Source organism: Cryobacterium sp. TMT4-10 (genome assembly GCF_004403275.1).
Taxonomy (GTDB): domain Bacteria; phylum Actinomycetota; class Actinomycetes; order Actinomycetales; family Microbacteriaceae; genus Cryobacterium; species Cryobacterium shii.
The window spans coordinates 1-22,731 of sequence record NZ_SOGU01000022.1 but is presented as its reverse complement, the minus strand read 5'-3'; the positions used below and the strand labels follow the sequence as shown (position 1 = coordinate 22,731).

At 69.0% G+C, this 22,731-nt stretch carries 22 protein-coding genes; 2 read left to right on the top strand and 20 right to left on the bottom strand.

Translation table 11 applies throughout. The features are described 5' to 3' along the window. Window positions 1–83: 83 nt before the first annotated feature. From E3T42_RS02745 to E3T42_RS02720, 6 genes are all read right to left on the bottom strand, one after another. Window positions 84–905 carry an SseB family protein gene (locus E3T42_RS02745; RefSeq protein WP_134402408.1) on the bottom strand — a complete coding sequence of 274 codons (822 nt, stop codon included), beginning with the start codon at window positions 903–905 and terminating at the stop codon, window positions 84–86. Beyond that, window positions 889–1,635, bottom strand: coding sequence for a bifunctional 1-(5-phosphoribosyl)-5-((5-phosphoribosylamino)methylideneamino)imidazole-4-carboxamide isomerase/phosphoribosylanthranilate isomerase PriA (priA, locus tag E3T42_RS02740; RefSeq protein ID WP_134365997.1), 747 nt, complete (start codon window positions 1,633–1,635; stop codon window positions 889–891). The genes E3T42_RS02745 and priA overlap by 17 nt, the downstream gene beginning before the upstream one ends. 100 nt (window positions 1,636–1,735) lie before the next feature. After that, entirely contained in the window at window positions 1,736–2,368 is a 633-nt protein-coding gene (gene hisH, locus E3T42_RS02735; RefSeq protein ID WP_134365996.1) for an imidazole glycerol phosphate synthase subunit HisH, read from the bottom strand. Continuing rightward, window positions 2,365–2,988 carry an imidazoleglycerol-phosphate dehydratase HisB gene (gene hisB / locus E3T42_RS02730; protein ID WP_134365995.1) on the bottom strand — a complete coding sequence of 208 codons (624 nt, stop codon included), beginning with the start codon at window positions 2,986–2,988 and terminating at the stop codon, window positions 2,365–2,367. Before hisB ends, hisH begins: the two co-directional genes overlap by 4 nt. Before the next feature lie 27 nt (window positions 2,989–3,015). Next, window positions 3,016–4,095 (bottom strand): histidinol-phosphate transaminase, encoded by a 1,080-nt coding sequence (locus E3T42_RS02725; RefSeq protein ID WP_370261534.1) that lies wholly within the window; start codon window positions 4,093–4,095, stop codon window positions 3,016–3,018. Between the two features lie 22 nt (window positions 4,096–4,117). After that, a complete protein-coding gene (locus E3T42_RS02720; protein ID WP_134365993.1) occupies window positions 4,118–4,543 on the bottom strand; it encodes a LysM peptidoglycan-binding domain-containing protein in 426 nt (141 codons plus the stop codon). A gap of 366 nt (window positions 4,544–4,909) precedes the next feature. Between E3T42_RS02720 and lexA the strand changes: the two genes are divergently transcribed. Then, window positions 4,910–5,533, top strand: a complete 624-nt coding sequence (lexA, locus tag E3T42_RS02715) for a transcriptional repressor LexA (protein WP_241975788.1) — start codon at window positions 4,910–4,912, stop codon at window positions 5,531–5,533. Here the strand turns inward: lexA and E3T42_RS02710 are convergent. Then, complete coding sequence (locus E3T42_RS02710) at window positions 5,530–6,483, bottom strand: methylenetetrahydrofolate reductase (RefSeq protein ID WP_134402406.1); 954 nt, start codon at window positions 6,481–6,483, stop codon at window positions 5,530–5,532. The two genes, lexA and E3T42_RS02710, sit on opposite strands and share 4 nt — an antisense overlap. Before the next feature lie 208 nt (window positions 6,484–6,691). After that, complete coding sequence (hflX, locus tag E3T42_RS02705) at window positions 6,692–8,230, bottom strand: GTPase HflX (RefSeq protein ID WP_134365990.1); 1,539 nt, start codon at window positions 8,228–8,230, stop codon at window positions 6,692–6,694. Between the two features lie 41 nt (window positions 8,231–8,271). Between hflX and E3T42_RS02700 the strand changes: the two genes are divergently transcribed. Then, entirely contained in the window at window positions 8,272–8,895 is a 624-nt protein-coding gene (locus tag E3T42_RS02700) for a class I SAM-dependent methyltransferase (RefSeq protein WP_134365989.1), read from the top strand. A gap of 30 nt (window positions 8,896–8,925) precedes the next feature. Here E3T42_RS02700 and dapF read toward each other — a convergent pair whose 3' ends face one another. The 12 genes from dapF to dapA form a co-directional block, all read right to left on the bottom strand. Then, window positions 8,926–9,807: a diaminopimelate epimerase gene (gene dapF, locus E3T42_RS02695; protein WP_134365988.1), complete on the bottom strand. Its 882-nt coding sequence runs from the start codon at window positions 9,805–9,807 to the stop codon at window positions 8,926–8,928. 11 nt (window positions 9,808–9,818) lie between these two features. Continuing rightward, window positions 9,819–10,766: a tRNA (adenosine(37)-N6)-dimethylallyltransferase MiaA gene (gene miaA, locus E3T42_RS02690; RefSeq protein WP_134402410.1), complete on the bottom strand. Its 948-nt coding sequence runs from the start codon at window positions 10,764–10,766 to the stop codon at window positions 9,819–9,821. 109 nt (window positions 10,767–10,875) lie between these two features. Next, complete coding sequence (miaB, locus tag E3T42_RS02685) at window positions 10,876–12,495, bottom strand: tRNA (N6-isopentenyl adenosine(37)-C2)-methylthiotransferase MiaB (protein WP_134402409.1); 1,620 nt, start codon at window positions 12,493–12,495, stop codon at window positions 10,876–10,878. 102 nt (window positions 12,496–12,597) lie between these two features. Continuing rightward, window positions 12,598–13,413 (bottom strand): regulatory protein RecX, encoded by an 816-nt coding sequence (locus tag E3T42_RS02680; RefSeq protein WP_134365987.1) that lies wholly within the window; start codon window positions 13,411–13,413, stop codon window positions 12,598–12,600. A 4-nt stretch (window positions 13,414–13,417) separates the two neighbouring features. Further along, complete coding sequence (recA, locus tag E3T42_RS02675) at window positions 13,418–14,551, bottom strand: recombinase RecA (RefSeq protein ID WP_134365986.1); 1,134 nt, start codon at window positions 14,549–14,551, stop codon at window positions 13,418–13,420. A gap of 304 nt (window positions 14,552–14,855) precedes the next feature. After that, window positions 14,856–15,077, bottom strand: a complete 222-nt coding sequence (locus E3T42_RS02670) for a DUF3046 domain-containing protein (protein WP_134365985.1) — start codon at window positions 15,075–15,077, stop codon at window positions 14,856–14,858. Between the two features lie 63 nt (window positions 15,078–15,140). Then, on the bottom strand, window positions 15,141–15,446 hold the full coding sequence (locus tag E3T42_RS02665) for a helix-turn-helix domain-containing protein (protein WP_134365984.1): 306 nt from the start codon (window positions 15,444–15,446) through the stop codon (window positions 15,141–15,143). 188 nt (window positions 15,447–15,634) lie between these two features. After that, the gene (locus tag E3T42_RS02660; protein ID WP_134365983.1) at window positions 15,635–16,198 is read right to left on the bottom strand and encodes a CinA family protein; all 564 of its coding nucleotides are present in this window, start codon (window positions 16,196–16,198) and stop codon (window positions 15,635–15,637) included. Next, window positions 16,191–16,805 carry a CDP-diacylglycerol--glycerol-3-phosphate 3-phosphatidyltransferase gene (gene pgsA / locus E3T42_RS02655; RefSeq protein WP_134365982.1) on the bottom strand — a complete coding sequence of 205 codons (615 nt, stop codon included), beginning with the start codon at window positions 16,803–16,805 and terminating at the stop codon, window positions 16,191–16,193. The genes E3T42_RS02660 and pgsA overlap by 8 nt, the downstream gene beginning before the upstream one ends. Window positions 16,806–16,808: 3 nt before the next feature. Continuing rightward, window positions 16,809–19,700 (bottom strand): DNA translocase FtsK, encoded by a 2,892-nt coding sequence (locus tag E3T42_RS02650; protein WP_134365981.1) that lies wholly within the window; start codon window positions 19,698–19,700, stop codon window positions 16,809–16,811. Between the two features lie 134 nt (window positions 19,701–19,834). Further along, complete coding sequence (locus E3T42_RS02645) at window positions 19,835–21,511, bottom strand: ribonuclease J (RefSeq protein WP_134402405.1); 1,677 nt, start codon at window positions 21,509–21,511, stop codon at window positions 19,835–19,837. Window positions 21,512–21,539: 28 nt separating this feature from the next. Continuing rightward, window positions 21,540–22,517: a 4-hydroxy-tetrahydrodipicolinate synthase gene (gene dapA, locus E3T42_RS02640; protein WP_134365979.1), complete on the bottom strand. Its 978-nt coding sequence runs from the start codon at window positions 22,515–22,517 to the stop codon at window positions 21,540–21,542. Window positions 22,518–22,731 lie beyond the last annotated feature (214 nt).

Genomic DNA, 22,731 nt, shown 5'->3' with positions numbered 1-22,731 from the left:
GAGCGAGCGGGCCGGCGGGCGAGCGAGCGGGCCGGCGGGCGAGCGGGCCGGCGAGCGGGCGGGCGGGCGAGCGAGCAGCCGAGCTACGCCGACGCGGCGAGCTGCACCTTGAGCGAATCCACCTGGGTTGCGATCACGTCACTGGCCGACCAGCGGGCGGCGAGCCGGGCGAGCGTGGCGTCGAGCTCGGCCTGAGTCAGCCCGTCGACCAGTTCGAGGCGCACGAGCAGCTCGGGTCCGGCCAGGCGACCGGTGGGGTCGCCCGCGGCCAGTTGCACGCCGAGCACGCTCAGCTCCGTGCCGACGGAGGCGGTGAAGGCATCCGCGACCTCGCGGCTGGCGTAGCTTGGCGTCCACGGCTTCGACTGGGCGATGGCCCACAGCGCCGGCCGGCGCACGACGAACTCGGTGTCCGCGGTGGGGTCGAGCACGACCAGGTCGGTGTTCTCCTGCGCCGCGGCCAGCGCGACCCGGATGCCGTCGGACGGCACGGGTCGGGCATCCGCGTTCCAGGCCGCCATCGCGGCGGTCGAGGAGAAGACGGGCAGCGCCGTGCGGCCGTCGGGCCCCGCCACGGTGATGATCGAAAGCTCCTGGGTCTTGTCGATGAGCAGCCCGGCCGAAGTCGTGGCCGAGTCGCCGAGCCGGGTCACCAGGGGCACGAGCAGCCGCGACTCACGGATGGCGTCGATCACCGCTTCCTCGCCGGCCTCCCGGACGCGAAAAAGTCGCAGTGCCGCCAGCAGTGGAGCCGGGGCAAGGCCGTCGTCCTCGGCATGCTCGTTGGTCTCGAATTCCCGGCCGGCCCACGGCTGCCCGGCGGAGTCACCAGGCCCCCCGGGTCCGCCCGCTCCGCCAGGTCCGCCGGGCAGGCCGGTCGAGCCGAGGTTACGCGCCCGCGACATCCAGCGCCTCGCCCAGGGTAAACGCCCCCGCGTACAGGGCCTTGCCCACGATCGCGCCTTCGAGGCCGAGGGGCACGAGCTCGCGCAGCGCGCGGAGGTCGTCCAGGCTGGAGATGCCGCCGGAGGCGACGACCGGCTTGTCGGTGCGCTCCATCACCTGGCGGAGCAGGTCGATGTTGGGGCCCTGCAGGGTGCCGTCCTTGGTCACGTCGGTGACGACGTAGCGGGAGCAGCCGGCCTCCTCCAAGCGGGCCAGGACCTGCCAGAGGTCGCCGCCCTCCTTGGTCCAGCCGCGGGCCGCGAGGGTGGTGCCGCGCACGTCGAGGCCGACGGCGACGGCGTCGCCGTGACGGGCGATGACCTGCGCCGCCCACTCCGGGTTCTCCAGCGCCGCGGTGCCGAGGTTGATCCGGCTCACGCCCGCGTTCAGGGCCGCGTCCAGCGACGCGTCGTCGCGGATGCCGCCGGAGAGCTCGATCTTGACCCCGGTGACCTCACGGATGACGTCGCGGATCACCGCGGTGTTGGTGCCGCGGCCGAAGGCGGCGTCCAGGTCGACCAGGTGGATCCACTCTGCGCCCTGGCGAGCCCAGTCCAGGGCCGCGTCGACGGGGTCGCCGTAGTTGGTCTCGGTGCCGGCCTCACCCTGGGTCAGGCGCACGGCTTTGCCGTCGGCCACATCGACGGCCGGCAGCAGAACGAGACGCGGAGCGGGGGTGTTCGGAGTCATGGTGGTCCTCAGTTCGGGGGAATCGGTGCGGATGGTCGCGGGTTGGGGCCGGTCACGGCGGGGCGCTGACCGGATGAGACGGGGCAGCAGCGCCGGCCGGCTAGTCGTGCAGGGAGCCGAGCCAGTTCGAGAGCAGACGGATGCCCGCCTCCCCGGATTTCTCCGGGTGGAACTGGGTGGCCACGAGCGGTCCGTTCTCGACCGCGGCCAGGAACGGGCCCCCGTGCTCGGCCCAGGTCAGGCGCGGCTTCGGGAAGGGAGGCATGACCTCCAGGGTCCACTCCTGCGCGGCGTAGGAGTGCACGAAGTAGAAGCGCTCACCCTCGAGCCCCCGGAACAGGACGGAGTCCGGGTCGGGCGTGACGGTGTTCCAGCCCATGTGCGGCAGCACCGGCGCGCGCAGCTGGGTGACGGTGCCGGGCCACTCGCCCAGACCCTCGGTGTCGACGCCGCGTTCGACGCCGTGCTCGAACAAGACCTGCATGCCCACGCAGATGCCCAGGACCGGCCGGCTGCCGGCGATCCTGCGGTCGATGATCTCGTCGCCCCTGACCTCCCTGAGGGCGTCCATGACCGCGCTGAACGCGCCGACGCCGGGAACGACCAGCCCGTCGGCTTCGAGCGCCTGCTTGCGGTCGCGGGTCAGGGTGACGTCGGCCCCGGCCAGTTCGAGCGCCTTCACGGCGGAGTGCACATTGCCCGTGCCGTAGTCGAAGACGACGACGCTGGTCACAGCGCACCCTTGGTCGACGGGATGCCGGAGACGAGCGGGTCGAGTGCCTTGGCCTGCCGGAAGGCGCGGGCGAAGGCCTTGAACTCGGCCTCGGCGATGTGGTGCGGGTCGCGGCCGCCCTGCACGGTCACGTGCACGGTCAGGCCGGCGTTGAAGGCGATCGCCTCGAACACGTGACGCACCATCGACCCGGTGAAGTGGCCGCCGATCAGGTGGTACTCGAAGCCGTCCGGCTCTCCCGTGTGCACAAGGTAGGGGCGGCCGGAGATGTCGACGACCGCCTGCACGAGGGCCTCGTCGAGGGGCACGAGGGCGTCGCCGTAGCGGGAGATGCCGGATTTGTCACCGAGGGCCTGCTTGATGGCCTGGCCCAGCAGGATACCGACGTCCTCCACCGTGTGGTGCACGTCGATGTCGATGTCGCCGCGGGCGCGCACGGTGAGGTCGGTCAGGGAGTGCTTGGCGAACGCGGTGAGCAGATGGTCGTAGAACGGCACGGATGTCTGGATGTCGGATTCACCGGTGCCGTCGAGGTTGAGCGACAGGTCGATGCTGGACTCGCTCGTCTCACGCTGCAGGTGGGCGAAGCGGGGCGAGGTGGACGCTGAAGAGAAGCTCATGCCGTTTAGTTTATTGGCCCGGGGTGTTCACTGCCGTCCGAGGCCCTCGAGGGCCTCGAGGAAGGCCGTGGTCTCGGCCTCGGTGCCCGCCGTGACGCGGAGGTGACCGCTGATCCCGATGTCGCGCACGAGGATGCCCAGGGCCAGGAGCGCCTCGAAGGTCGCCCGCGGGTCCTCCACGCCGCCGAAGAGAACGAAGTTACTCGAGCTGCGGAGGGGGGTGTAGCCGAGGCGGGCGAGTTCGCTGACGAGCCGGTCCCGCTGGCCACGGATGTCGTCGACCATGGCGAGCATCTCCGGCGTGTGCGCCAGGGCGGCCACCGCGGCCGCCTGGGTGAGCGCGGACAGGTGGTACGGCAGGCGAACCAGGCGCAGGGCATCCGTCACAGCCGGGTCGGCCGCGAGGTAGCCGACGCGGGCCCCGGCGAAGGCGAAGGCCTTGCTCATGGTGCGGGACACGAGCAGACGCTCGCGCCCGGGCAGCAGGCTCATCGCGCTGGGCGAGCCATCCGGACCGAACTCGGCGTAGGCCTCGTCGACCACGACGATTCCGTCGGTCGCGTTGTAGACGGCCTCGATCGTCTCCAGGGAGAGGGGGGTGCCGGTGGGGTTGTTCGGGGAGCACAGGAAGACGAGGTCCGGTGCCACCCGGTCGACCCATTCGACGGCCGTGGCCGGGGACAGTTCGAAGTCAGCGTCGCGACCGCCGGCGATCCAGCGGGTTCCGGTGCCGGAGGCGAGCAGGGAATACATCGAGTAGGTCGGCGCGAAGCCCAGAACGGAGCGGCCGGGGCCGCCGAACGCCTGCAGCACCTGCTGCAGCACCTCGTTGGAGCCGTTGGCCGCCCAGATGTTGTTCCGGGTCAACCCGTGCCCGAGGTAGCGGGCCAGGGAGTCCCGCAGTTCGGTGAACTCGCGGTCCGGGTACCGGTTGACCGTGCGGATGGCCACGGCGAGGGCCGCGGCGATGTCGTCGGCCACCGCGGCGGGGATGCCGTGCGTGTTCTCGTTCACGTTCAAGGCCACCGGAACATGAAGCTGGGGCGCCCCGTAGGGAGTGAGTCCGCGCAGATTGTCACGGAGGGGCAGGTCGTTGAGACTGGTCACTCCCCCCATATTACTGAAAAGGTCAGTACTCGTTCGGCAGGGCGAGACGCTGACCGGGCTGCACGCTGTCGGACGGCAGCTGATTGAGGCTGACGATCTCCGCGATCACCTCACGCGGGTCCGAGGTCGGGGCGACGGTCTCGGCCAGCTCCCACAGGGACTGCCCGGACTGGACGGTCACGTACTCGAAGGCCGTGGCGACACGACCGCCCACGTTCGAATTCTCGGCGACGGCGATGCCCCCGTTGAGGGCGACGGCCAGTGCCGTGGCGACGAGCGGAACCGAAACCAGCATGGTCAGGACGATGCGTCCGCGCCGGGTGATGCGCAGGGTGCTGCGCCCGGTGGCGACGCGCAGTCCCTGGGCGGCGCTCGCGTCGGGTGCGGTGCTCAGATCGAGTGCGCCGCTCAGACCGAGGGCAGAACTCATGGTGAATGCAGTGCTCATGTCGAACCTCCTGTGTTAAGTCGCATCCGGCTCTCGGCCGGGAGAGCCGGATGCAAACCTATGTTCCGAATGTATATTCGATTATTCGAACAATCAAGCCCTTTTGAAGAAACTCCTCAAAAAAACTTGCGACACACTCGAATGAATGTTTGTCTATCCGCGCGGAGGTGGATACAGTTTCGAGTGTCTGGTTGCAACACAATCAGGCACCCCCGACATTCGCTCGCGGCCCGGTGATCACCGCCTACCGGGGCCGCGCGCAGCCCGAGACGAGGAGCGACAATCGTGGCCCAAGACCCCAGCGGCCCCCGCGAAAAAAGCGGGACGAGACGGCGCAAGAGCCTGAGCGAGAAACAGCTCGCGATCATGGACGTCATTCAGCGCTCGGTCAGCCAGCGCGGCTACCCGCCGAGCATGCGCGAGATCGGCGACGCCGTCGGCCTGTCCTCGCTCTCAAGCGTCACGCACCAGCTCAACCAGCTCGAGCTGAGCGGGTACCTCCGCCGGGACCCCAATCGCCCCCGCGCCCTCGAGGTGCTGATCGAGATTCCGCAGTCGCCCGAGGATGCCTCGTCAAGCAGCACGGAAAGCTTCCACTCGGGCGCCCAGGTGGGCGACGCCGCGATGGTCCCCCTCGTCGGGCGCATCGCCGCCGGCATCCCGATCACCGCGGAACAGCAGATCGACGAGATCTTCCCGCTCCCCCGCCAGCTGGTGGGCAAGGGCGAGCTGTTCATGCTCAAGGTCGCGGGCGAATCCATGATCGACGCGGCCATCATGGACGGCGACTGGGTCGTGGTGCGTCAGCAGAAGACGGCGGAGAACGGCGAGATCGTCGCCGCCATGCTCGACAACGAAGCCACCGTCAAGGTCTTCCGCCAGCGCGATGGTCACACCTGGCTGCTCCCGCGGAACTCCAATTTCGAACCTATCGTCGGCGACCACGCCGAGATCCTCGGCAAGGTCGTCGCCGTCCTGCGCTCCGTCTAACCGAGGACGGGTTTGATCAGACCGGCCCCGGCCAGAACGGCGAGAACGGTGTCGGCCTGGTTGAAGGCATACAGGTGGAGGCCGGGGGCGCCGCCCGCGATCAGCTCACGGGCGAGGTCGGTGGCGTGACGGGTGCCGATCTCCCGCTGTCCCTCCCGGGTCGGCTCCACTTCGAGCTGGATGGCCAGCTCGGAGGGCAGCTCCTCGCCGGAGAGCTCGAGGATGCGGCGCAGCCGGGCCGGACTGGTGACCGGCATGATCCCGGGCAGGATGGGAAATTCGACCCCGGCCGTCCGGGCCCGCTGGATGAAGCTCAGATAGTGGTCGGCGTGGAAGAACAGCTGGGTGATGGCGAGGTTCGCCCCGGCGGCCTGCTTGGCCAGCAGGGTGTCGATGTCCTGCGAGGTGGACCGTGACCGCGGGTGACCATTCGGGAACGCGGCGACGGCGATACGCACCTTCTCCCGTTCGGTCTTCACCGCCCGGGCGCCCGGGATGCCGGGGATGACCGTCTCCCGATAGGGCACCCGCTCCGCCTGCACCCGGTGGATCAGCTGCACCAGTTCCGCCGCGCTGCCCAGGTCGCCGAGGAACGCCTCGCCCTCGCCGGCGCCCTCGGGCGGGTCCCCGCGCAGGGCGAGGAAGCTGCGCACGCCGGCATCCAGGAATTCGCGGATCAGCCGGCTCGCCTCCAGGCTGGACGAGCCCACGCAGGTGAGGTGGGCCATCGGATCGACCGTCGTGGTCTTCAGGATGTGGGTGAGCACCTCGAGCGAGGAGCTGCGGGAGGACCCGTTCGCCCCATAGGTCACCGAGATGAAGTCCGGCCCGGCCGAGGCCATGGTGGCGATGGTCGCGTGCAGGGCGGTTGCGGCGGCATCCGATCTCGGTGGATACAGCTCGAAAGAGAACGGGATCCTCCCGCATTCGGGCTCCGAAGTAGTGGACATGTGTTCCTCATTCGACAGAAGCCAGTGCCAGGCACTGGGCTGGCCGGGCGGCCGCGGACCGCCGGGCGCGCCTGGCGGGTGTTCGCGGGCGGGCGCCGGGCTCGGCTGTCGCTCCATGCCACCGAGGACAGACCTCGGCGGCAACGATTGGAGACACTCTAACAACGCCGCGCGGGACGTCGCCAGTCGGTGACGGATTGTGACGCGGTCAGTCGGTGACGGCGGGCAGCACGACGAAATCCGCGAACTGCGGCTGGATCTCGGCCGTCACGAGGGCCGTGACCCGGGTGCCCGTCTCGGCGTACTCGGTCGCGAGCACCTGCCCCTGGTCGTGCAGCAGGGCGATCAGGTCGCCGTGCTCGTAGGGGATGAGCAGGTCCAGCCGGATGCCGGGTCGAGGAAGCAGGTCGGAGATCTCGGCGAGCAGTTCCTCGATGCCCTCGCCGCTCCGCGCCGACACGAAGATGCCCTGGGGCCAGAGGCCGCGCAGCACGAGCCGGTCGTCGTCGCTGATCAGGTCGCTCTTGTTGAAGACCACCACTTCGGGGATCTCCCGTGCGCCGACCTCGCCGATCACCTCGCGCACCGTCGACAGCTGGCTCGACGGGTCCGGGTGTGAACCGTCGACGACGTGCACGATGACGTCGGCGTCGGCGACCTCTTCGAGAGTGGACCGGAACGCCTCCACCAGCTGGTGGGGCAGGTTGCGCACGAAACCGACGGTGTCGGTCAGGGTGTACAGGCGCCCGTCGGCCGTCGTGGACTTGCGCACGGTGGCGTCCAGGGTGGCGAAGAGGGAGTTTTCGACGAGCACGCCCGCCCGGGTGATGCGGTTGAGCAGGCTCGACTTGCCGGCGTTCGTGTAGCCGACGATGGCAACGGATGGCACGGCGTTGCGCTTGCGGTTGGCCCGCTTGGCTTCGCGGGCGGGTTTCATCTCGAGGATCTGCTTGCGCAGCCGGGACATCCGGGTGTGGATGCGGCGGCGGTCGAGTTCGATCTTGGTCTCACCGGGGCCGCGCGAGCCCATGCCGGCGCCCGCGCCGCCGACCTGTCCACCGGCCTGGCGGGACATGGAGTCGCCCCAGCCGCGCAGGCGCGGCAGGAGGTATTCGAGCTGGGCCAGTTCGACCTGTGCCTTGCCCTCACGGCTCTTCGCGTGCTGGCTGAAAATGTCGAGGATCACGGCGGTGCGGTCGATGACCTTGACCTTGACGACGTCCTCGAGCGCGCGGCGCTGGCTGGGCGCGAGCTCGGTGTCGGCGATGACGGTGTCGGCGCCCATCGCCTTGACGATGCCGGCCACCTCTTCGGCCTTGCCCTTGCCGAGGTAGGTGCTGGCGTCCGGCTTGGACCGGCGCTGCATCAGGCCGTCGAGCACGGTCGCGCCGGCGGTTTCGGCCAGCGCAGCGAGTTCCCGCATCGAGTTCTCGGCGTCGGCGACGGTGCCGTGGGTGTACAGCCCGATCAGCACCACGTTCTCCAGCCGCAGCTGGCGGTATTCGACCTCGGTGACGTCCTCGAGCTCGGTGGAGAGGCTGGGCACCCGGCGCAGGGCGTTGCGGTCTTCCCGGTCGAGCTGCGCGCCGTCGTGGCCCTCACCGTCGTGCGACTCGGCGGATTCGGCCTGCAGGGCCTGCGCGCTGCCGCTGCGGAACAGTGAGTATCCGGCGGCTTTGCTGTCGGCGCTGGCGAGGACGCGTGCGACCACGTCGTCGGTGTCGCCTGGCAAGTTTGACTCAGTCATTGCTTTAACATTAGTTCCTCGAAGCAGGATAAGTTCCCTTTATGCCTTCCGACCACTATTTCACCCCGGCACCCGACAGCACCCTCAAACTCCGTCAGGTGAGCGTACAACTGGGAGGCCAGGAACGCGAGCTGACCACCGCCAATTCCGTCTTCAGCCCCGACCACATCGACACCGGCACCCAGGTTCTGCTGAACAACGCGCCCACCCCGCCGCCCGGGGGCGACTTCCTCGACCTGGGCTGCGGCTGGGGCCCGATCAGCCTGCACCTGGCTCTCGCCTCGCCCCGCGCCACGATCTGGGCCGTCGACGTGAACGAACGCGCGCTCGACCTGGTGCGCCTGAACGCCGAGAAGCTGGGCCTCACCAACGTCACGGCGGTCCTGCCCGAGCAGGTTCCCGCCCACGTCAGTTTCCGCACCATCTGGTCCAACCCGCCGATCCGGGTCGGCAAGACCGAGCTGCACTCGATGCTGCGCACCTGGTTGCCGCGTTTGGAGCCGGACTCGGATGCCTGGCTGGTCGTGCAGCGCAACCTCGGCTCCGATTCCCTGCAGCGCTGGCTCGACGGCGACCTTCCTTCGGAATTCACCACGTCTCGCCGGGCCATCAGCAAGGGCTTCCGCGTGCTTCGGGTCCAGCGGCAGGCCGAGCAGCCCCGCTAGCGCGCCGCGCAGGTCAGTTCAGGCGGCGACTCAGTTCAGGCGGAAGACCCCGTCGAAGACGAGCTCCGCGGGGCCCGACAGGGAGACGTGCTCGCCGTCTTCGGTCGGGAACATGCGCACGCCCAGCACTCCCCCGGTGACCTCGATCTGCCACTGGTGGGGGGCCCCGGCGCCGGCCCAGTGCCGGGTGGCCAGGGCGGCGGCCGCGGCGCCCGTGCCGCAGGACAGCGTCTCGCCGCTGCCGCGCTCGTGCACGCGCATCCGGATGCGTCCGACCCCGTTCACGACGAGCGGGTCGCCGGGCAGCACGAATTCGACGTTCGCTCCGGCGGCCGGGGCGGGATCGAGCTGGGGCACGACGGTCAGGTCGGCGCCCAGCAGCTCGTCTTCGTCCGCGAGGGCGACGACGACGTGCGGGTTGCCCACGTTGATGCCCAGGCCGGGCCGGGCGACGGGAAGGTTCCTGGCTCGAACGAGCGGCTCTCCACCGTCGAGCCGCCACCGGCCGAGGTCAACCTGATAGCCGGCGGCGCCGCGCTGCACATCGCGCACGCCCCCGCGGGTGCCGATGCTGAGCGTCTCACCGCGTTCGAGAACGGCCAGACCCTGCTCGACCAGGAACCGGGTGTAGACCCGGATGCCGTTGCCGCACATCTCCGAGACCGTGCCGTCGGCGTTCCAGTAGTCCATGAACCATTCCGCCTGGTCGTCCTCGGCGAGGGCCGCCGCCCCGGCGGGCAGGCTGCGGGAGCGCACGGCACGGATGATGCCGTCGCCGCCGATCCCGAAACGGCGGTCGCAGACGGCCCGGATTTGGTCCGGGGTGAGCTCGATCTGCCCGTCGGGGTCGGCGAAGAGCACGAAGTCGTTCCCGGTGCCGTGGCCCTTGGTGAAGTTCAGATCAGTTCCCATGGGAACCAAGTTTACGACGGCGAGTCCGCGGCCCAGTGCTCGGCGGGCCGGGCCGGGTCGGCCAGGCGCGCGAGCGCGCGGTCCAGCCGATCGGGGGCCGACGCGTCGATCCAGTGCGTCTGCGGGGACCGCTTGAACCAGGACACCTGGCGACGGGCGTACCGGCGGGTGATCTGCTGGGTCGTCTCGATGGCTTCCGGCCGGGTGAGGGTGCCGGTGAGCTGGCCGAGCGCCTGCGCGTAGCCGATGGCGCGGCTGGCGGTCACGCCGGTTTCGATCCCGGCCGGGATCAGGCCCTCGACCTCGTCGACGAGCCCGTCCGCCCACATCCGTTCGACCCGCGCGTCGAGCCGCGGGGTGAGTTCGGCCCGGGGTGCGCGCAGCCCGAGTGTGAGCGCGGGCATCCAGTACACGGGGGCGTCGGGCAGCGCCGCGGTGTGCGGGGCCCCGGTGATTTCGACTACCTCGAGCGCACGAACGAGGCGCCGCCCGTTGCTGGCGCCGATCCGGGCCGCGGCATCCGGGTCGACGGCCTTCAGCTGGGTGTAGAGGGCCCCGGGTCCCTGCGCGGTGAGTTCGGCCTCGAACCGGGCCCGCAGCTCGGAATCGGTTCCGGGGAATCGGAAGTCGTAGACCACGCTCGACACGTAGAGGCCCGATCCGCCGACCAGGATGGGCACCCGGCCGCGCCCCACGATGTCGGTGATCGCGGCGCGGGCTTCGGTCTGGTACCGGGCCACGGTGGCCTCGTCGGTCACCGCGAGAACGTCGAGCAGGTGGTGCGGGATGCCGCGACGGTCGGCCACCGGCAGTTTCGCGGTGCCGATGTCCATGCCGCGGTAGAGCTGCATGGCGTCGGCGTTCACGATCTCCGCGGGCCGCCCGGTCTCGGCCAGTCGCGCGGCGAGGTCGAGGGACAACTCGGACTTGCCCGTGCCGGTGGGGCCGACGATGACGATGAGCGTCGGGTCGACGGCGGGCGCCGTGCCCGTGCCGGCCGGGTCGGCGCCGGCTGCGTCGGTGACGGCTGGACCGGTGACGGTTCCGGGCTTCGGTCCCGGCACCCGCCTAGCGCTCCCCGTCGGTGACGTCGTAGATGGGCGTGGTGCTGGACCCGGTGGCCGCGGGCGAGCCCAACCGCAGGGTGGGCAGCCCGAGGGAGACCGCGCCGGCCCCGCCGGAGGCCCCGCCGTGGCTGGGCACGCCGCAGGCCTCGGCCTGAATGCGGTCCCAGGCGTCGCCGGCGATGGTGCGGCGGATGCGCAGCGGCGCGCCGTCGCTGGCGTCCGCGATCAGGTGGAACGGCGCGGCCTGGGTCACCGTCACGGTGACGAGGTCGCCCGGGCGCGGCAGTTCCGATCCGTCCGGCACGTCGAAGTGCACCAGGCGGCTGTCGGGGGCGCGCCCGCTCAGCCGGTGGGTGTCGGAGTCCTTGCGGCCTTCGCCGTTGGCCACGAGCAGCTCGACCTCACGGCCGATCTGGGCCTGGTTCTCTTCCCACGAGATGCGCTCCTGCAGGGCGGCCAGACGCTCGTACCGGTCCTGCACGACCTCCTTGGGAACCTGCTCGGCCATGGTCGCGGCCGGCGTGCCGGGGCGGATCGAGTACTGGAAGGTGAACGCGGTGGCGAACCGGGCCAGTTCCACGACCCGCAGGGTCTCCTGGAAGTCTTCCTCGGTCTCCCCGGGGAAGCCCACGATGATGTCCGTGCTGATGGCGGCGTGCGGCATTTGCGCACGCACCCGGTCGAGGATGCCGAGGAACCGCGCGGAGCGGTAGGACCGTCGCATGGCCTTCAGCACCCGGTCCGACCCGGACTGCAGGGGCATGTGCAGCTGCGGCATGACCGCCGGCGTCTCGGCCATGGCGTCGATCACGTCGTCGGTGAAGGCGGCCGGGTGGGGGCTGGTGAAACGGATGCGTTCCAGCCCCTCGATCTTGCCGGCCGCGCGCAGTAGTTTGCCGAACGCGAGGCGATCGCCGAATTCAACCCCGTAGGAGTTGACGTTCTGGCCGAGCAGGGTCACCTCGATCGCGCCGTCGTCGACGAGGGCCTGGATCTCGGCGAGGATCTCGCCCGGCCGGCGGTCCTTCTCCTTGCCGCGCAGGGCGGGGACGATGCAGAACGTGCAGGTGTTGTTGCAGCCGACCGAGATCGACACCCAGCCGCTGTAGCTCGAGTCGCGCTTGGTGGGCAGGGTGGACGGGAACGTCTCCAGTGCGTCGAGGATCTCGAGCTGAGCCTCGCCGTTGTGTCGGGCGCGCTCGAGCATGCTCGGCAGCGACCCCATATTGTGGGTGCCGAAGACCACATCGACCCAGGGCGCCTTCTTGAGGATGACGTCCTTGTCCTTCTGGGCCAGGCATCCGCCGACCGCGATCTGCATGCCCTCGTGGCGGCGCTTGACGGAGGCCAGGTGACCGAGGTTGCCGTAGAGCTTGTTGTCGGCGTTCTCCCGCACGGCGCAGGTGTTGAGTACCACGATGTCGGCTTCGTCGCCGTTCGCGGGCACGTAGCCGGCCGCCTCGAGCGAACCGCTCAGCCGCTCGGAGTCATGCACGTTCATCTGGCAGCCGAAGGTGCGCACCTCGTAGGTGCGGGCGCGGCCCTCCGCGTCGTGGGCCGCCACGGACGGCAGGATCAGGGTCGGCGTGCTCAGCGTCTCGGCGCTGGAGAATTGGGGCATAGCGGTGCTGCTGGTCATAGTGGATATAGCTTACGCGCGGGACCTGAGGATGCCGAGCCGGGGCCAGAGCCCCGGCTCACGCCCGCCGGAAATGCCTGCGACCTAGCGGAACCTGACGCTCGACGAGCCCGACGAACCACCGCGGGAATCCAGCGCCGCCTTCACGGCGACCCGCACGATGGAGGACGGGTAGCCCTTGCGCATCAGGAACGCATTCAGCCGGCGGTCGATGGTCTGGTCGTCGAGCCGGCCGAGTTGCCCCACCCGTTTGACGGCCACCTCGATGGCCCGTTCGGTCTCGTCGTCGGGCATTTCCTCGAGCTTGGCCAGGATCAGGTCGTGGTCGAGGCCGCGTCGGCGCATCTCGGCCTGCACACCGGTGCGCCCCAGTCCCTTGCGCTCGTGGTGGCTGTGCAGGATCTGGTCGGACAACCGGCTTTCGTCGATGTACGCCAGCTCGATGAAGCGCTCGATGATCTCCTCGGCGTCCGCGTCCTCGACGTCCGTCGAGGACAGCACCGTGCGGGCCTCCGCGATGGACAGCGAACGCCCGCGCAGGCGCTGCAGCAGCACCTGTTCGGCGTGCGCCCGTTCCGCGGCCGCGTCGAACACCGGCGCGGCTGCCTCGTCATCGTCTCCATCCTCCGGCCCGGCGCCGTCCCCGACGCCGGCCCCAGCACCGACCGAGGCGCCGAGCGGGGCATCGTCCCCGGCGTCAGCGCCGTCACCGGCCTCTGCGAACCGGTTTCCGGCCTGACCGCGCAGGTAGCTGACCGGAGCGAGCGCATCGTCGTCCGCGTCCGAGTCGCGGCCGACGGCCGGAGCGGGGACGGAAGGCTGCGGGGCAGTGCGTGCCGCGCTCTTGCGCCGTGCGGCGCTGAGCGAGATCACCTCGTCGGCGGGTTCGAAGTGAACCACGGCGCTACGCTCCCTTGCGTGCGGCGAGCTTCGTCTGGATCGACTCGGCCTTGGCGGCGGCGGCTACCTTGGCGGTCTCCGCGGCTGCGGCGGCAGCGATTGCCGCCGCGTCCTTCTCGGCCTTCTTGGCTGCGGCACCTTCCGGACCGACGCCGAGCTTGAAGAGGATCTTCTTCTCGATCTCGTTGGCCATGTCCGGGTTGCGCAGCAGGAAGTTGCGCGAGTTCTCCTTGCCCTGGCCGAGCTGGTCGCCGTCGTACGTGTACCAGGCGCCGGACTTCTTGACGATGCCCTGGTCGACACCGAAGTCGATCAGGCTGCCCTCGCGGGAGATTCCGATGCCGTAGATGATGTCGAATTCGGCCTGCTTGAAAGGCGGCGCCATCTTGTTCTTGACGACCTTGACCCTGGTGCGGTTACCGACGGCCTCTGTGCCGTCTTTCAGGGTCTCGATCCGGCGGATGTCGAGGCGCACCGACGCATAGAACTTCAGCGCCTTACCGCCCGAGGTGGTCTCGGGACTGCCGAAGAAGACACCGATCTTCTCGCGCAGCTGGTTGATGAAGATCATGGTGGTGTTGGTCTGGCTCAGCCCGCCGGTGAGCTTGCGCAGCGCCTGCGACATCAGCCGGGCCTGCAGTCCGACGTGCGAGTCACCCATCTCACCCTCGATCTCGGCGCGGGGCACGAGTGCGGCCACGGAGTCGATGACGATCAGGTCGATGGACCCGCTTCGCACCAGCATGTCGGCGATCTCCAGCGCCTGCTCACCGGTGTCGGGCTGCGAGACGAGGAGGGCGTCGATGTCCACGCCGAGCTTCTTGGCGTATTCGGGGTCGAGGGCGTGCTCCGCGTCGATGAACGCGGCGATGCCGCCGTTCTTCTGCGCGTTGGCGATGGCGTGCAGGGTCAGGGTGGTCTTACCCGAGGACTCCGGGCCGTAGATCTCCACGATGCGGCCGCGGGGCAGGCCGCCTATGCCGAGGGCCACGTCCAGCGCGATCGACCCCGTGGAGATGGTGTCGACGGGTGCGCGCTCGTCGCTGCCCAAACGCATGACCGAACCCTTGCCGAACTGGCGGTCGATTGCCGCGAGGGCGATGTCGAGTGCCTTTTCGCGATCTGCTGCTGATGCCATAATGGTCTCCTTCGGTCGTGCGTTGTGGCGCCTATAGGCTGTCGAACCCGACCACCGGGAAGACCCCGGTGCCCACTCTCAACAAGGCAAGTGCTGTCTGCCGCTGACGAAACCCGACTGTACGTGGCGCCTCCGACACTGGGTCGGGTGCTGCCGCGTAAGTGGATGGTTCGCTTGCGTCGTCTGCTGTTGAGGAGCCTACCAAGATGCGAACACGTATTCGAGAATTGGCACAGTTTTCATGGCGTGTCGTCGAAACACGCCACGCGAAGGCCCGGGCCGAACGGAGTCCCGGGCCGAAGGGTCAGAGGCGAGCGGCCGGAAGGCCGGCGCCGTGGCGGCGGCTCTGCGGGACATCCGTCTCGTCGCAGAGAGCCAGCCACACGTCGCGCGCAGAAGCACCGCCGGCCAGGGCCTGGTCGGCGGTGCATCCGAACGGGGTGAGGATCAGGTCGCGGGTGAGGACTCGCGAATAGGCGTCACCGAATTCATCCTTCAACGCTTGGCGGAATTCACTGAGACGCATGGTCGCTCAACCGAACTTGGGAACTGAAGCGAACATGGGAATGGGCTGGAATGACAGTGTGAACTAGCGCACCATCATGCCGTCGTAGGTGGCCACGAGTTCGTCCGGAACGGTGTCGGGGAACCTGTCGATTCCCTCGATGACCGCCAGTCGCTCGCCGACCTCCCGCATGATGACCGAGATCGGGGTCTCCAACGCATCTGCAACGGAGGCCAGAATCTCGGAAGACGCTTCCTTCTGTCCACGCTCGACCTCGCTCAGATAGCCGAGAGCCACGCTGGCCTTGCTCGCAACCTGGCGGAGTGTGCGCCCCTTCTGCAGGCGGAAGTCCCTGAGCACATCGCCGATTTCCTGTCTAACAAGAATCATCGGAACCTCCTTCTCGTACTGATTACTGGTGCTGATCAAGTACTGATTGATATTACTGGCGCCCACTCGACCGGTTGGTTTCGTGTATTGGATCGCAAGAGTACTACAACCTTGAATACCCCGACACTACCGATGACGACTGGACTTTTCTTGTGAATCTGCTCGGTGTAACCGGCGGATCCGGGGAACTATTCCACTGTTTCCCGGGCTAACAGCTGGCGCACAGCTTCCACCGCACGGGCGACGGTTCCGGCGCGGATCCCGGCGCGATCGCCGTCGAGCCGCAGCTCGACGGCCCACGATTCGGAGCCCCGGGAGAGGCCGAGGAACACTGTGCCGGGGGCGTGTCCGCTCTGGGCGTCGGGGCTGGCGACCCCGGTGGTGGCGACGCCGATGTCCGCGTCCCGGCCCCCGACCGCGAGCCGTGTGCGCGCGCCGGCCGCCATCTGGCGGGCCACGTCCGGGTGCACGGGTCCGTGCTCGGCCAGCAGGGCTCTGTCCACGCCGAGCAGGCTGTGCTTGAGCTCGGTCTGGTACGCCACCACGGCCCCGTTCACGACGACGGATGCGCCGGGGATGCGGATCAGTTCGGCCGCCAGTGCGCCGCCGGTCAGGGACTCGGCCACGGCCAGGGTCAGGTGCAGCCTGGTGAGGTCGGCGATCAGCAGCGCCGTGGCATCCGTCGCCGCCGACGGTTGAGACAGCAGCGGCTCAGGCAGCGGCGGCGCAGACAGCGACGGCTCGTCAGGCATGCGACCGTGAACTGCGGTTCTCCCGACGCGCGGCGACGAGGTAGTCGATGCCGGTGACGACCGTGAGGATCAGGGCCAGGGCCATCGCGGTCCAGTTGACCCAGTAGATCCAGTCGCCCAGCACCAGCCACAACGGCACGAGGGCCAGGGAGATGGCCACGGACTGCATGACGGTCTTGAGTTTGCCGCCCCGCGACGCCGGGATCACCCGGTCTTTCAGCATCACGAACCGGAACACCGTGATGCCGATTTCACGAACGAGGATGACGATGGTCACCCACCACCACAGCTCGCCCAGGATGGACAGGCACACCAGCGCCCCGCCGGTGAGCACCTTGTCGGCGATGGGGTCGAGGATCTTGCCCAGGTCGGTGACCAGGTTGTGCCGGCGGGCGATGGCCCCGTCGATCCCGTCGGTCGCGATCGCGACGATGAAGAGCAGAGCGGCCCACCAGCGGAGCGCGCCGTCCTGCCCGGCGTCGGCGAGGAGCATCCAGATGAACAGCGGGGCGAGCAGGATCCGCACGACCGTGATCAGGTTGGGCAGGTTCCAGTTACTGGGCCGGGCGGCGGGCGTTGATTTTCCGGGCGTTGATGCGGTGGCCATGGGTCACTCCCTGTCGGTCAGTTGCCAGGCGTCTTCATCGGGGGATGCCTCTTCTTCAGGGTATCCCTCCGACATCTTCGCGACCGGGTCGCCGGCGTAGCGGGGGTCGGGCCTCACATCGGCCTGGTGGGAGGCGGACGCCTGGGCATTCGCGGAGGCGGCGTGGTGTTCGGCGTCGGAGCCGCGCAGCAGCGCGAGCACGCCGGGCAGTTGCTCGACGCTGACGAGCACGTCGCGAGCCTTTGATCCCTCGGAGGGGCCGACGATCTCGCGGGACTCGAGCAGGTCCATCAGGCGTCCCGCCTTGGCGAAGCCGACCCGGAGCTTGCGCTGCAGCATCGAGGTGGATCCGAACTGGGTCGACACCACCAGTTCCGCCGCGGCGAGAAGCACCTCGAGGTCGTCGCCGATGTCGGAGTCGATTTCCTTGCGCGGGGCGACCATGGAGACATCCGGCCGGTAGTCGGGCCGGGCCTGCAGGGTGACGTGCTTGACGACGCGTTCGATCTCGGCCTCGTTGACCCAGGCGCCCTGCACCCGGATGGCCTTGGAGGCCCCCATCGGCAGGAACAGGGCGTCGCCCTGCCCGATCAGCTTGTCCGCCCCCGGCTGGTCGAGGATGACCCGGGAGTCGGTGACGCTGGTCACGGCGAACGCCAGGCGGGAAGGCACATTGGCCTTGATCAGGCCGGTGACGACGTCGACGCTCGGGCGCTGGGTGGCGAGGACCAGATGGATGCCGGAGGCGCGCGCCAGCTGCGTGATGCGCACGATCGAGTCCTCGACGTCACGCGGGGCGACCATCATCAGGTCGGCGAGCTCGTCGACGACGACCAGGAGGTAGGGGTAGGGCTTGAGGGTGCGCATGCTGCCGGCCGGAAGCACGAGTTCGTTGTTGACGACGGCCTTGTTGAAGTCGTCGATGTGGCGGAAGCCGAAGCTGGCCAGGTCGTCGTACCGCATGTCCATCTCCTTCACCACCCACTGCAGCGCCTCGGCGGCCTTTTTCGGGCTGGTGATGATGGGGGTGATCAGGTGCGGCACGCCGGCGTAGGCGGCCAGTTCGACCCGCTTCGGGTCGATCAGCACCATGCGCACCTCGCTCGGCTTGGCGCGCATCAGCAGGCTCGTGATCATGGAGTTCACGAAGCTGGACTTGCCCGACCCGGTCGAGCCGGCCACGAGGAGGTGGGGCATCTTGGCCAGGTTGGCCACGACGAAGCCGCCGCCGACGTCTTTGCCGACGCCGATGGTCATCGGGTGGGTGCTGTTGGTGGCCGTGGCGGAGCGGAGCACGTCGCCGAGGGTGACGATCTCGCGGTCCGTGTTCGGGATCTCGATGCCGATGGCGCTCTTGCCGGGGATGGGCGAGAGGATCCGCACCTCGTTGGAGGCGACGGCGTAGGACAGGTTCTTGCTCAGCGCGGTGACCCGCTCCACCTTGACGCCCGGGCCGAGTTCGATCTCGTACTGGGTCACAGTCGGGCCGCGGGAGAACCCGGTGACCTTCGCATCCACCTGGAATTGGCGCAGCACCTCGGTGATGGACTTGACGATCTCGTCGTTGGCGGCCGAGCGCGCCTTCGCCGGCGGGCCCTGAATCAGCGTGGTGTCCGACGGCAGCACGTAGGGGGCCTTGGGTTCGTCGGCGCCCGGGCCCGGGACCTGGGCGGGGCCGCTCGCCGCCGCCGCGAGGTCGAGCTCGTCGAAGCCGGGCAGCACCTCGGTCAGCCCGGTCTGCTCGTCGGGCTGGAGGCCGGTGGCCGAGCCGCGCGCGAGGTCGATCTCGCCGGTGAAGCGTTTGAGGGCGTCCTCGGCCCGGAGCAGGTCTTGGAGCACCTCGGTGCCGTAGTGCTCCTGGTTGAGGCTGGGGACCACGTGGGCGGGGACTTCGTGGGCGGGGACCTCGGGGACCTTCTCCAGCGCGGTGTCGAAACTGCCTCGCTTGTCGCCGCCGAGCAGGGTGCTGAGCGGGTCCGCGGCGGCCTGGCCGGCTGCGTGCTCCGTGCTGATCGCGCTGCCGAAGTCGGGGTCTTCCTCGCGGTTGCTGGTGTTGCGGCGCCACCACGGCAGGGTGCTGACGTCGTCGTCGACCCCGTCGAGCTCGACCTGCACGGACTTCTCCGCTTTGGCCTCCCGGCTGGCTTCGCGGGCGGCCGCCCGCTCGTCGGCGTCGGGGAGCTGCGCCCCGAACAGCCACGCGTACAGTTCGCGGCTGCGCTCCCCCACCCGGTTCGGCGGGGTCTTGGTGATGATGAAAAGGCTGAGGGTGAGCAGCAGGATGACGACGATGGTGCCGCCGATGGCGGTGGTCAGGTAGATCAGGGGCGCCGCGACCATCCAGCCGATGACGCCGCCGGACAGGGCGAGGGTTTCCATGCCGTCACTGGGAGCCGGCTGGCCGCCGAAGATGTGGCACAGCCCGGACACCGATACGAGCAGGAGCGAGAGGCCGATGCCGATGCGCCCGTTGTCGTGCACCGAGCTGGGTTTGCGGAAGAGCCAGACCGCGAAGAGCAGCATGATGACCGGCAGGGCGAACGCGACCCGCCCGAACAGCCCGCCGAAGGACCAGGCGTCGAGGGTCTGCGCGACGGGCTCGTTGATCAGGAACCACTCGATCACCGCGCCGGCGATGGCCAGGAGGACCAGGAAGAAGGGCAGCCCGTCGCGGCGTTCCTCCTTGGAGAGCTGCTCGGGACCGAGGGCGCGGGCGGCGCCGCCGGTGACGTGGGCGAGCGCCATCCAGGACCGCACGAAAGCACTCGGCCTGGTGTCCACCGCGGTGAACTTGACCGTTTTCTGGGTCGCGGTCCTGCTGACGGGCTTGCGCGCCGGGGTGCCGCGCGCGGGGGTGCTCCGGGCGCGGCCGTTCGACTTAGTGCTCGTAGCCATACCGTCAACGGTACTTCCCACCCCTGACATTGGGGGTTAGGCGACGGCGGGTGTCTGGGAGAGACGCCCCTTCACCCTGACCCGGATGCCGCGGCCCACCGGGGCGGGCGGCGGCATCCGTGTCGTGAACGGGGTCAGGCCTCGATCACCAGCGGAACGATCATCGGCCGGCGGCGGAAGGCGGTGTTCACCCAGCGGCCGACCGTGCGGCGCACGATCTGCTGCAGGGCGAACGGGTCGCGCACCCCGTTCTCGGCGGCCTCGGCCAGGGCGGCCACGATCCTGGGCCGCACCGCGTCGAACACGGAGTCGTCTTCGGCGAAGCCCTTGGCGTGGATCTCCGGGCCGACGATGACCTTGCCGGTCTGGGCGTCCACCACGATGATGATCGAGATGAAGCCCTCCTCGGCGAGGGTGCGCCGGTCCTTGAGGTCGGCCTCGGTGATCTCGCCCACGGTGGACCCGTCGACGTAGACGTAGCCGATGTCGAGCTGCCCGACCTTGCGGGCCACGCCGTCCCGCAGGTCGATCACCGTGCCGTCCTCGGCCAGCAGCACGTTCGCCTCGGGGACCCCGGTCTCCACGGCGAGCTTCGCGTTGGCGACCAGGTGCCGGTATTCGCCGTGCACGGGGAGCACGTTTTTGGGCTTGAGGATGTTGTAGCAGTAGGTCAGTTCGCCCGCGGCGGCGTGCCCGGAGACGTGCACCTTGGCGTTGCCCTTGTGCACGACCGCGGCGCCGAGCTTGGTCAGGCCGTCGATGATGCGGTAGACCGCGTTCTCGTTGCCCGGGATCAGGCTGGACGCCAGGATGACGGTGTCGCCGTGGCCGACCTCGACCTGGTGGTCCTGGTTGACCATCCGGCTGAGCACGGCCATCGGTTCGCCCTGCGAGCCGGTGGACATGTAGACGATCTTGTCGTCCGGGATGTTGCCGGCCTTCTTGAAGTCGACCAGCACGCCGTCCGGCACGGTGAGGTAGCCGAGGTCCGCGGCGATGGTCATGTTGCGCACCATGGACCGGCCGAGGAGCGCGACCCGGCGGCCGTTCGCGTGGGCGGCGTCGAGCACCTGCTGCACCCGGTGCACGTGGCTGGAGAAGCTGGCCACGATCACCCGGCGGGGAGCCCTTGCGATGACGTCGTCCAGCACGGGACCGATGGAGCGTTCCGTGGGGGTGAAGCCCGGGACATCCGCGTTGGTGGAATCGACCAGGAACAGGTCGACGCCCTCGGTGCCGAGCCGCGCGAATTCGCGCAGGTCGGTCAGGCGGCGATCGAGCGGCAGCTGGTCCATCTTGAAGTCGCCGGTGTGCAGCACCGTGCCGCCGGCGGTCTTGATGGCCACGGCCAGGGCGTCGGGGATGGAGTGGTTGACGGCGACGAATTCGAGGTTGAACGGGCCGAGCCGCTCCTTCTGTCCCTCCTTGACCTGCAACGTGTACGGCGTGATCTTGTGTTCCTTGAGCTTGGCCTCGATGAACGCGAGGGTCAGCCCGGAGCCGATCAGCGGGATGTCCTGCCGCAGCCGGAGCAGGTAGGGCACGGCCCCGATGTGGTCCTCGTGGCCGTGCGTGAGCACCACGCCGAGGATGTCGTCGAGACGGTCACGGATGGGGCCGAAGTCGGGCAGGATCAGGTCGACCCCGGGCTGGTGTTCTTCGGGGAACAGCACGCCGCAGTCCACGATCAGGATCTTGCCGTCGATCTCGAAGGAGGTCATGTTGCGACCGATCTCGCCGAGGCCGCCGATCGGGATGATGCGCAGGGTGCCCGGTTCGAGCGCGGCCGGGTCGTACACGTCGATGGGCATGGGCCCTCCTAGGGAGTCGGTGTGGCGTTCAGCGTGTGGTTCCCGCGACCTTCGGCAGTGCGCCGCCGGCTGCGGCGTTGCGGTCGGGACGGAAGTTCGAGAAGTCGACTCCGGGGATGTTCTTGACCAGGTCGATTTCGTCTTCGATCTGGGCAGCTTCCCACTCCTCGGGGCCGACCAGGGGCAGGCGCACGCGGGGGCTCTTGATCCGGCCGAGGCCGTGCAGGATGTACTTGACGGCGACCGTGCCGGGCACGTGGGTCATGCAGGCCCGCACCAGCGGTTCCAGCTGCTGGTGCGCGGCTGTCGCGGCCTTGAGGTCGCCCGCGTTGACGGCGTCCACCATCTGCCGGTAGGGCGTCGCCGCGATATTGGCGGTGACGCCGATCAGGCCGGTCGCGCCGATCGAAAGGTGCGGCAGCACGTTGGGGTCGTCGCCGGAGAAATACATCAGGTCGGTCTGGTTCAGCACCCGGCTGACCTGGGCCAGGTCGCCCTTGGCATCCTTGACGGCCAGGATGTTCGGGTGCTTCGCGGCCCGCAGGATCGTCTGGTATTCGATCGGGATGCCGGTGCGGCCGGGGATGTCGTAGAGGATCACCGGGAGGTCCGTGGCATCCGCGATCATGCGGAAGTGGGTGAGCACACCCGCCTGGGTGGGCTTGTTGTAATAGGGCGTGACGATCATGTTGCCGTCGGCGCCGGCTTTCTCGCTCTGCTTGGCGAGCTGCATGGCGTGGGCGGTCTCGTTGGACCCGCCGCCGGTGATGATCTTGGCGCGCCCGCCCGAGACGTCCTTGCCGACCTCGACCAGACGGATCTTCTCCGCGTCGGTCAGGGTGGACGTCTCGCCGGTGGTGCCGGTGACGACGATGCCGTCGGCGCCGGCGTTGATGACGTCGTCGATGTGCTTCGCCACCCCCGGCCAGTCGACCTCGCCATCGGCGGTGAACGGAGTCACCAGGGCGACGAGGACCTGGCCAAAGGGATTCTGAGACATAGACACGAGAGACAGGTTACCGGTCAGCGTCGCAGCGCACGCAGCCCCAGCCGGTGCGAATTCGACGGAGATTTTGGCCGAATCGCGCCGTTACGGCGCCAAAACGGCTTTTTGCGGCAATATCTCGGCTCTCCTGCTGCATCTGTGGGTCTTTCGGAGCGCCTTAACGGCCGCACGCCGCTTCCTGTCTAGGTTTCTGACTGTCAAGGAAAGAAACTTT